The 8,658-nt window shown below is 72.9% G+C and carries 6 protein-coding genes; all 6 read right to left on the reverse strand.

All coding sequences use genetic code 11. The features are described 5' to 3' along the window. Nucleotides 1-316 precede the first annotated feature (316 nt). Nucleotides 317-1,609, reverse strand: coding sequence for a sugar ABC transporter substrate-binding protein (locus tag ABWK99_RS10415; protein WP_372594637.1), 1,293 nt, complete (start codon nt 1,607-1,609; stop codon nt 317-319). Nucleotides 1,610-1,655: 46 nt separating this feature from the next. After that, nucleotides 1,656-2,525 carry a carbohydrate ABC transporter permease gene (locus ABWK99_RS10420; RefSeq protein ID WP_372594638.1) on the reverse strand — a complete coding sequence of 290 codons (870 nt, stop codon included), beginning with the start codon at nt 2,523-2,525 and terminating at the stop codon, nt 1,656-1,658. Continuing rightward, on the reverse strand, nt 2,518-3,477 hold the full coding sequence (locus tag ABWK99_RS10425; protein WP_372594639.1) for a carbohydrate ABC transporter permease: 960 nt from the start codon (nt 3,475-3,477) through the stop codon (nt 2,518-2,520). The genes ABWK99_RS10420 and ABWK99_RS10425 overlap by 8 nt, the downstream gene beginning before the upstream one ends. Further along, on the reverse strand, nt 3,477-4,709 hold the full coding sequence (locus ABWK99_RS10430) for an ROK family protein (RefSeq protein WP_372594640.1): 1,233 nt from the start codon (nt 4,707-4,709) through the stop codon (nt 3,477-3,479). Before ABWK99_RS10430 ends, ABWK99_RS10425 begins: the two co-directional genes overlap by 1 nt. Before the next feature lie 58 nt (nt 4,710-4,767). Then, the gene (locus ABWK99_RS10435; protein WP_372594641.1) at nt 4,768-6,903 is read right to left on the reverse strand and encodes a glycogen debranching N-terminal domain-containing protein; all 2,136 of its coding nucleotides are present in this window, start codon (nt 6,901-6,903) and stop codon (nt 4,768-4,770) included. Next, nucleotides 6,900-8,658, reverse strand: a 1,759-nt coding sequence (locus ABWK99_RS10440; RefSeq protein ID WP_372594642.1) for a glycosyl hydrolase family 65 protein, incomplete at its 5' end; no start/stop codon positions are given. The genes ABWK99_RS10435 and ABWK99_RS10440, both read right to left, overlap by 4 nt.

An 8,658-nucleotide genomic window follows, 5' to 3' on the forward strand; every position in this document is an offset into this window, starting at 1 on the left:
ACCGCCAGCGCGGAGTCCTCGGCGTCGACGTCCAGGTCGAAGGCAAACTCGTCGTCACCGGTGGCCGCTTCGCCCCGCGGCTCGCCCATGCCCAGGTCGAAGTCGCTTTCGCCGGCCTCCAGCGTGATGTCCTCGCCACCGGGCCCGGCTGCATCGTCGCCCGCTGCTAGACCGAGGTCGGCGGTGTCCGTCCGACGCGGCGTCTCGCCGGTTTCGCCGCCCAGCCCCTCGCCGAGGTCCAGATCGAGCTTGGCAGCACCGGAGGGTTCCGACAGTTCGGCGAGGGTGTCCGCTTCGCCGGTCCCGCCCGCACCGGTCAGCCGAGCAGGGCGTCGACGCGCGCGGCAGCGTCGTCGAGGGCCTGCTCGACGGTCTTGCGTCCCGCCGCGGCGTTGCCCAGCTCCTCGCCGACGATGTCCTGCATCTCCTGCTGCGAGGCGATGACGGGCGGCAGCACGGTGGCCTCGAGGGAGTCGAAGACCACCTGACGGCTGGCCGGCGGCGTCACGTCGAGGTAGGTGGCGAGCTTGGCCGTGTCAGAGATGGGCGGGAGCTCCCACGAGGCGGCGAGGCGCGTGTCGACCATCGTGTCCGAGCTCGTGAGGTACTCGATCCACGCCTGGGCCGCCTCCTGCTTGTCGCTCGAGGCGGAGACCACGACACCGTTGGTGAACATCGCGGACGCCTTCTGGGTGTTGCCCGGCTCGACGGCGATGTCCCAGTCGAGGCCCTCGACCTCGGACAGCCCGTTGAACTGCCAGATGCCGTTGACCCACATGGCCAGCTTGCCGTCCTTGAAGAGGTTGGTGTCGAAGTCGGGCGTGCCGGCTCCGTCGGCCTCGGTCGGCATGGTCGTCCCGGGCTTGGAGGTCAGCCAGGTGGCGGCCTCGATGCCGGCGGGGCTGTTGAACGTCGAGGCGGTCATGTCGGCGTTGAAGAACTCCCCGCCGGACTGCCCGAGCGCCTTGTAGAACTCGAAGAAGGAGACGGGCTGGTAGTAGCCCCAGACCCCGGCGTCGGGGTCGGTGAGCGTCTCGGCAGCGGCCTGGGCGTCGGCCCAGGTCCAGTCGGCGCTCGGCGTGTCGAGGCCGGCCGCCTCGAAGAGCGCGGCGTTGTAGAAGAGCACGACGTTGGAGAACGACTCGGGCAGGCCGTACTGGGCGCCGTCGAGGGTGAACGCGTCGAGGAGCGAGGCCGTGTACGGGGCCGCGTCGACCCCGCTCAGCTCGGCGAGCGAGCCGTTGGTCGCGTAGGTGACGAAGTTCTCGTAGTTGAGCTCGAAGGCGTCCGCCTCGGTACCGCCGGCGACGGCGGTCTGCAGCTTGGTGAAGTAGTCGTCGTAGGGGATGGTCTCGACGTCGACGGTGATGCCGGGGTTGTCCGCCTCGAAGGCGTCGACGATGGCCTGCAGGTTCTCCTCCTGACCGCCGTTGGCCGAGAAGTTCATGTAGCTGATGGCGACGGAGGGCTCCTCGCCCTCGGTCGCGGTGACCTCCGGCTCGCTCGTCGCCGATCCCTGGCCGCAGGCGGCGAGGGTCAGTGCCAGGGCCGTCCCGATGGCCAGGCCACCCACGCTCCGCGCCCGTCGGATGATCGTGCTGCGCTGCATGACTTCTTCCTTTCGTCGTGGACGGCGGGTTGCCGGCCGGGGGGAGCTACTTGAGACCTGTGTGCGCGAGGCCGGCGATGATGTGCCGCTGCGCCAACAGGTAGACCAGGGCGATCGGCACGATGGAGACGACCGATCCGGCCATGACCACGTCCCACTCGGTGGTGAACTGGCCCTTGAGGGTCGCCAGCCCGAGCGGAAGGGTCATCAGCTCGGGTGAACGGATCACGACGAGCGGCCACAGGAAGCTGTTCCAGCTCGACATGAAGGCGAAGACCGCGAGGGTCGCCAGGGCCGGCCGGATCAGCGGGACGATGATCGTGGCGAAGATCCGCAGGTGCCCGGCTCCGTCGATCGTCGCGGCCTCGTCGAGCTCGCGGGGCACGCCCTCGATGGCCTGCTTGAGCAGGAAGATGCCGAAGGCCGAGGCGATGGACGGGGCGAGGAGCGAGAAGTAGGTGTCGTTGAGGTTCAGCCGGGTCATCTCGATGAACAACGGCACGACGAGCACCTGCAGAGGGATCATCAGGGTCGCCAGGTACAGGCCGAAGACGACGTCCTTCCCGCGGAAGGTCATCCGGGCGAAGGCGTAGGCCGCCATCGACCCCGTGACGAGCTGCAGGAGCGTGGTGGCCACGGCGACCCCGAAGGAGTTCGCCACGATGCGCAGCATCGGCAGCGCGTCCAGGAGCGTGCGATACGCGTCGAGCGTGGGGTCCTCGACGACGAGGCTCGGCCCGCCGGCGAGCGACCCGCGCGGGGTGATCGAGGTGATCACGGTCCAGGCGAACGGGAAGAGCATCGCCGCGGCGCCCAGCGTGACCCCGAGGTACAGGGCCCAGGTGCGCCAGCCGGCCGGGCGCCGCCGGACGGCTGCGCGCGCCGCCGTCGCCGGCGTGGTCAGGGTCTCAGGCATAGGTCACCCACCGGCGCTGTCCGCGCATCTGGAGCGCGGTGATCAGGAGGATGACGACGAAGAGCAACCAGGAGAGCGCGGAGGCCTCACCCGCCCGGCCGTAACGGAAGGTCAGGTCGTAGATCTGCCCGACGACGACCTGGCTCGACCCGGCCGGCCCGCCGCCGGTCATCACGTACACCTGGTCGAAGACCTGGAAGCCGTTGATCAACGAGATGACCAGCACGAAGAAGGTCGACGGTGAGAGCAGCGGGAGGGTGATGAGGCGGAAGCGCTGCCAGGCGTTCGCCCCGTCGACCCATGCGGCCTCCTGGACGTCGGCGGGGATCGCCTGCAGGCCCGCGAGCAGGATGACCATGACGAACCCGAGGTCCTTCCACGCCGAGGCGAGGACGACCGAGGCCATCGACCAGGCGGGGTCGGTCCACCATCCCGGCTGCGGAAGGTGCAGGAACCCCAGGACGGTGTTGACGATGCCGTTGTTCGGGTTGAGCAGCCACTGCCAGACGAGGGCCACGACGACCCAGCTGGTCACCACCGGGAGGAAGTACGCGGCGCGGAAGAAGCTGCGTCCGCGGAAGGCCCGGTTGAGCACCATCGCGAGCCCGAGCCCCCCGACGTACACCAGGGGCAGGTACCCGACGATGTACAGCAGCGTGTGGCCGAAGACCCGGCGCGTGGCAGGCGCCGTGAGCAGCGAGGTGTAGTTGTCCAGGCCGGCCCAGGTCATCGGTGAGATGAGGTTCCAGTCGTGCAGGCTCACCCAGAGCGACCCGGCCATCGGCGCGAGCGTGAAGAGCACGAGCGGGATCGCGCTGGGCAGCAGGAAGGCGAGGACCCACAGGCTGTTGCGGCGGCCGCGGCGGCGCGCGACGGATCCGCGGGCGCTCGGGCGGCGCGCGCCCTGGCCGTCCCGCGCAGCGGCGCTCGCCACGCTCGTCATCTGGGCCATCACCGCCGCCTCGTCGCGCGGGGCTCGCTCCCGGCCCCGGCGTGCAGCCGCTCGCGGACCAGCTGCCCCTGGTCGCCCGCAGCACCGGTGGCGTCGAAGGGCGTGGCGAGCACCAGTGCAGCAGCGCCCAGCGCCCACTTGTCCTCGGCCCACGGCTCGATGACGAACGGGATGTCGCGCTTGTTCACCATGAGGTGGCCGCGGAAGGACGGGCCGAACCCGGGCTCCCAGTGCCGCCAGGCGTCGATCCCCTCTCCGAGCAGCACGATCACCGCGGGGTCGACGGTGTGCACGACCCCGGCGAGTGCGCGACCGAGCAGCACTCCGGCCTGGCGGTAGATCTCCCGGGCGTCGGCGTCGCCCCGCTCGGCTGCCTGCCGCAGCCCGGCGGAGGTCCCGCGCGGACCCACGACCCCACGCTCGAGGGCCTGGCGGAGCAGGGCGTCGTCGCCGACGTGCGCCTCGAGGCAGCCGTGCGAGCCACAACCGCACAGCGGACCGTCGACGGTCATCGGGATGTGGCCGATCTCGCCGGCGCCGCCCGACGCGCCGCGGTAGATGGCACCGTCGATGACGATCCCGCAGCCGATACCGCGTCCGATCGTCACGACGAGGTAGGAGCCGTGGTCCCGCCCGGAGCCGTAGAGCTGCTCGGCCACGGCGAGGGCGTTCACGTCGTTCTCGACGAGCACCGGCACCCCGAGCGTGCGACGCAGGATCCCGCCGACATGGACGTCGGACCAGCCGAGCGTCGGGGCCTCGACGACACCGGAGGCCTGGGAGTCGACGGACCCGGGGATCCCCACCCCGATGCCCAGCAGGTGCCCGGAGCGGTCGTCCATCGCCGAGCCGAGGATGTGGACGAGCGCGTCGAGCGCATCGGCAGCGCTCGGGTCGAAGGGGTAGGAGGTCGAGCTGCGCATCGTCCCGTCGAGGTCGACGTCGACGATCGCCACGTGGTCGGCGGTCACCTTGGCCCCGAGCACACCGCCCGCCGAGCGGACCAGTCCGAGCAGCCGCCCGGGGCGTCCGCCGCTGGACGGTGCGTGGTCGAGCTCGACGACCAGACCGCGGGCGATCAGGTCCTTGGTGACCTGGGTGACGGTGGCGGGGCTGACGTCCAGGGCCCTGGCCACCTCGGCGCGCGAGGTGGGGCCCCGGGTGCCGAGCAGGCCGAGCATCGCGGAGGGGACGAGATCGCCGCGGGCTGCTGGGCGGGACTGGCCGGACATCGAACTCCTTCGTTCGGGACTTGCTTTAGTCCCAAACTAACGAGAGCGGTGCCGGCTGTCAATCACCCGCCCGACGGGGAGCGCCGCGCTCCGGGAGGAGCGCGATCCCCTCGGGGAGACCGGTCACCTCGGCGTCCTCGCCCACGGCCCGCACGGTCACCCGTGCGTCGGCGATCTTGAGGTTTCCCAGGGTCAGCGGCAGGTACTGCTCGGGCAGCACGGGGTCGACCCGCAGCGTCCCCGTCGGCACGGAGGGCTCGAGGCGCAGCAGCGTCCGCAGCAGGTGGATCGGCGCGGCGGCCGCCCACGCCTGCGGGGAGCACGAGGTCGGGTACGGCACCGGCTCGGCGAACTCCTCCCGGTCGAAACCGCAGAAGAGCTCGGGCAGACGGCCGCCGAAGTGCTCGGCGGCGTCGAGCACCGCCGTGGCGACGCGCCGGGCCTCGGCGACATGGCCGTACCTCATCAGCCCCGCCGCCACGAGCGCGTTGTCGTGCGGCCAGACGGAGCCGTTGTGGTAGCTCATCGGGTTGTAGGCACCCATGTCCGAGGCCAGCGTCCGCACTCCCCAGCCGCTGAACATGCGTGCGGAGAGCAGGTGCTCGGCGAGGGCGCCCGAGCGGTCGTCGTCCACGATCCCGGACCACAGGCACTGCCCGATGTTCGAGGTCAGCGCGTCGATCGGCCGCTTGTCCCGGTCGAGGCCCTCGGCGTACCAGCCGCGGTCCGGCAACCAGAAGCGCTCGTTGAACGCCGCCTTGAGCGTTGCGGCCCTCTCCGCCCAGCGGCGCGCCCCCACGCCGTCGCCGACCGCCTCGGCGAGCCGCGCCCTGGCCGTGTACGCGGCGTAGGTGTAGCCCTGGACCTCGCTCAACGCGATGGGAGCCTCCGCCATGCGGCCGTCGGCGAAGTTCACGCCGTCGAAGGAGTCCTTCCACCCCTGGTTGACCAGTCCCCGCGGCGTCGCGCGCTCGTACTCGACGAAGCCGTCCCCGTCGCGGTCGCCGTACGTCTCGACCCACTCCAGCGCGCGGTCCGCATGCGGGAGCAGCGGGACGAGCTCGGCCAACGGGGCGCCGAAGCGGTGCAGCTCCTCGAGCAGGACGACGAAGAGCGGGGTCGCGTCGGCCGTCCCGTAGTACACGTTCCCGTCGGAGAGCTCACGAGCGGCCCGTGGCCCGAACCGCGCCTCGTGCGCGATCCGTCCCGGCTCCTCCTCCGTCGCCTCGTGGAGGCGTGAGCCCTGGAGCTCCGCGAGCGTCCGGAGCGTGCCGAGCGCCAGCTCACGGTCGAGCGGGAGCAGCATGAGGGAGGTCAGCAGCGCGTCCCGCCCGAAGAGCGCCATGAACCACGGCGCGCCCGCGGCGACGACGACACGGTCCGGGTGCCGCGGGTCGAAGATGCGCAGCGAGCCGAGGTCCTCGATGCTCCGGTCGAGGGTGCGACGCAGCTCGGCGTCGGGGGTCGTCACCTCCAGCGCCGCTGCGCGCCACGTCCGCATCCGCGCGGCGGGCGTCGCCTGGACCGACGGCACCCCGCAGCGGTGGCTCGGGTGCAGCGGTACCCCGTCGACGACGACGTCGACCTCGGCCCTGGCCGTCCACCGGGCACGGGGTGGCAGCGCCAACCGCCAGGACACCCGACCCGGGCCGAGAACGGGGTCACCGTCGGCGACCACGGCCGTGGCCCGCCCCTGCCCGTCGCCGACGGGCTCGATCCACACGGCGCCGTCGCGCACCGAGGAGCGCACCTCGGTCCCGGGCTCGACGAGGCCCTCCTTGACCTCGAAGAGGTCGGCGAAGTCGGCCGTGACCTGGATCGCCAGGGTGCAGTCGACCTCGGCACCGGAGAGGTTGTGCACGGTGAGCTGATGGCACATCCCCTCGCCGACCCGCCGCTCGATCTCGACCAGCACGGAGCTGTCCGCCCGGCCGGGAAGCGGCCTGGCCCGGACGAGGTGGGTCGCGGCGAAGGGGTCCGCCCCGGCCCGCACCGTGAGCGGCTCGAGCGGTTCCCCGTCGAGGGTGACGAGCCACCCGGAGAGGTACCGCGTGTCGCGCAGGAAGAACCCCGTCGGCGATCCGGGGTGGATCGTGCCGCCGACGTCGCCGATGCAGAACGTCGTGCCGTCCACCAGGGTCACGCCCTGCGACGGTGCCGGCGGTCCCCCCTCGTACGCCCATCCGCTGATCACGGCACACCCTCCTTCTCGATCGACCATGCGGGACCGACCCTGCGCAGGACGAGTCCCCGCGACCTCGCCGTGCGCCCGCCGACGAGGACGGGCACCGCCCGGTCCGCGACGACCCTCGCCGTCGCGCCCTCGACGCTCACCCGGACCCGCGACCCTCCGAACCGCACGCCGAGCTCGGCGCGTCCCCACTCCTCGGGCAGCCGGGGATCGACCTGCAGCCCGTCGGGAGTCGGGACGAGACCGAAGAAGCCCTGCGCGTACGCCTGCCACAACCCGCCCATCCCGGCCAGGTGCACCCCGGCGCCCGTGGTCCGCGCGAGGTCGTCGAGGTCGATCCGCGCCCCGACCCGGAACAGCCGCAGCGCCTCCGCCGACCGGCCCGCGCGAGCCAGCACCGAGGCGTGCACACCGGGCGAGAGCGAGGAGCCGTGGCAGGTGAGCGGCAGGTAGCGGTCGAGGTCCGCCTCGAGCGAGCCCGCCGGCAGCTCGTCGGGGACCAGGTGGTGGGCCATGACCACGTCCGCCTGCTTGACGATCTGTGCCCTGCCGACGACCTCCGGGCCGAGCAGGACGTCCGCGGCGAACGGCCGGCCGGCGAGGTCGCCGAGCGAGAACGGCTCGAGCTCGCCGAAGCCCGTGAACTGCTCATGGGTCCCGGTCGCCGGGTCGTACCCGTCGACGAGCGCACCGGCGAGCCGCGACCACGCGGCCCGCTCGTCCGCCGACGCGCGGCCGGCGGCGAGCGAGGCCGCCGCCCTGAGGTTCCACCGCGCCATCACGTTGGTGAACGCGTTGTCGCTCACCCCGCTGTGGTACTCGTCGGGGCCGATCACACCCTCGAGGTGGGCGCGGCCGGAGCCGTCCCAGCGCGCCCGGTCCGCCCAGTAGCGTGCCCCCTCGACGACGAGCGGCAGGCCCCGCCCGGCGAGGAACGACCGGTCACCGGTCCACGCGGCGTACCGGCAGGCGGCCCAGGCCACGTCCGCGACGATGTGCACCTCCTGCTCGCCGGTGAGGATGGCCACCGGCCGGACCGGGTCGGGCGCCCAGTCCGGGGTGATCTCCGTACCGTCCCGCCCCGACTCCCAGGGGAACCTCGCCCCGGCGCGCCCCTCGGCCCGCGCCCGCTCCCGCGCGGCCCCGAGCCGGCGGAGCCGGTACTCGAGCATGGCCCGCGCGCTGCGTGGCCGGACGGCCGCCAGTGCGGGAAGGACGAAGACGTCGGCGTCCCAGAACACGTGCCCGCGGTAGCCCGGCCCGCTCAGCCCACGGGCGCCGACGGCCGCCTCGCCCTGCTCGCCGGCGGACCCGAGGAGGTGGAAGAGCGCGAGCCGCAGCGCGAGCTCGCTGTCCGGGTCGTCGGGGATGGCCACGTGGGAGTCCTCCCACTGGCGCGCCCAGTGCTCGCGCTGCTCGGCCAGGAGCGGCCCGACGCCGCGGTCGAGCGCCTCGCGGAGCGCGGCCGCAGCGGACGCCCGGGCACCTGCGGTGGGGGGCTGGGCCACGTAGGCCGCCATCCGCTCGACCTGCCCGCCCCGGACCTGCTGGCGGGCCACGGCGGTGATCGCGCCACCGGTGCCGCGGGTCGCGGCCCACGACAGCCCCGCCTCCCGACCGCGGGACGCCGCGACACCGTCGGGGAGCGCGAGCGGAGTGCCCCCGCGCAGCCCGTCCGCCGCCGCCCCCCGGACGACGACCCCCGGGCGGGCGACGGCGGCGAAGCGCAGGCTTGCGATCCCGCCGGCGGGAGCGGCG

Origin of the sequence: Actinotalea sp., from assembly GCF_041597215.1 — a bacterium.
GTDB lineage: Bacteria > Actinomycetota > Actinomycetes > Actinomycetales > Cellulomonadaceae > Actinotalea.

Coding starts and splice junctions, on each gene's coding strand:
- ABWK99_RS10425 (WP_372594639.1), bottom strand. CDS start 3,477: ATGGCCCAGATGACGAGCGTGGCGAGCGCCGCTGCGCGGGACGGCCAG.
- ABWK99_RS10430 (WP_372594640.1), bottom strand. CDS start 4,709: ATGTCCGGCCAGTCCCGCCCAGCAGCCCGCGGCGATCTCGTCCCCTCC.
- ABWK99_RS10420 (WP_372594638.1), bottom strand. CDS start 2,525: ATGCCTGAGACCCTGACCACGCCGGCGACGGCGGCGCGCGCAGCCGTC.
- ABWK99_RS10415 (WP_372594637.1), bottom strand. CDS start 1,609: ATGCAGCGCAGCACGATCATCCGACGGGCGCGGAGCGTGGGTGGCCTG.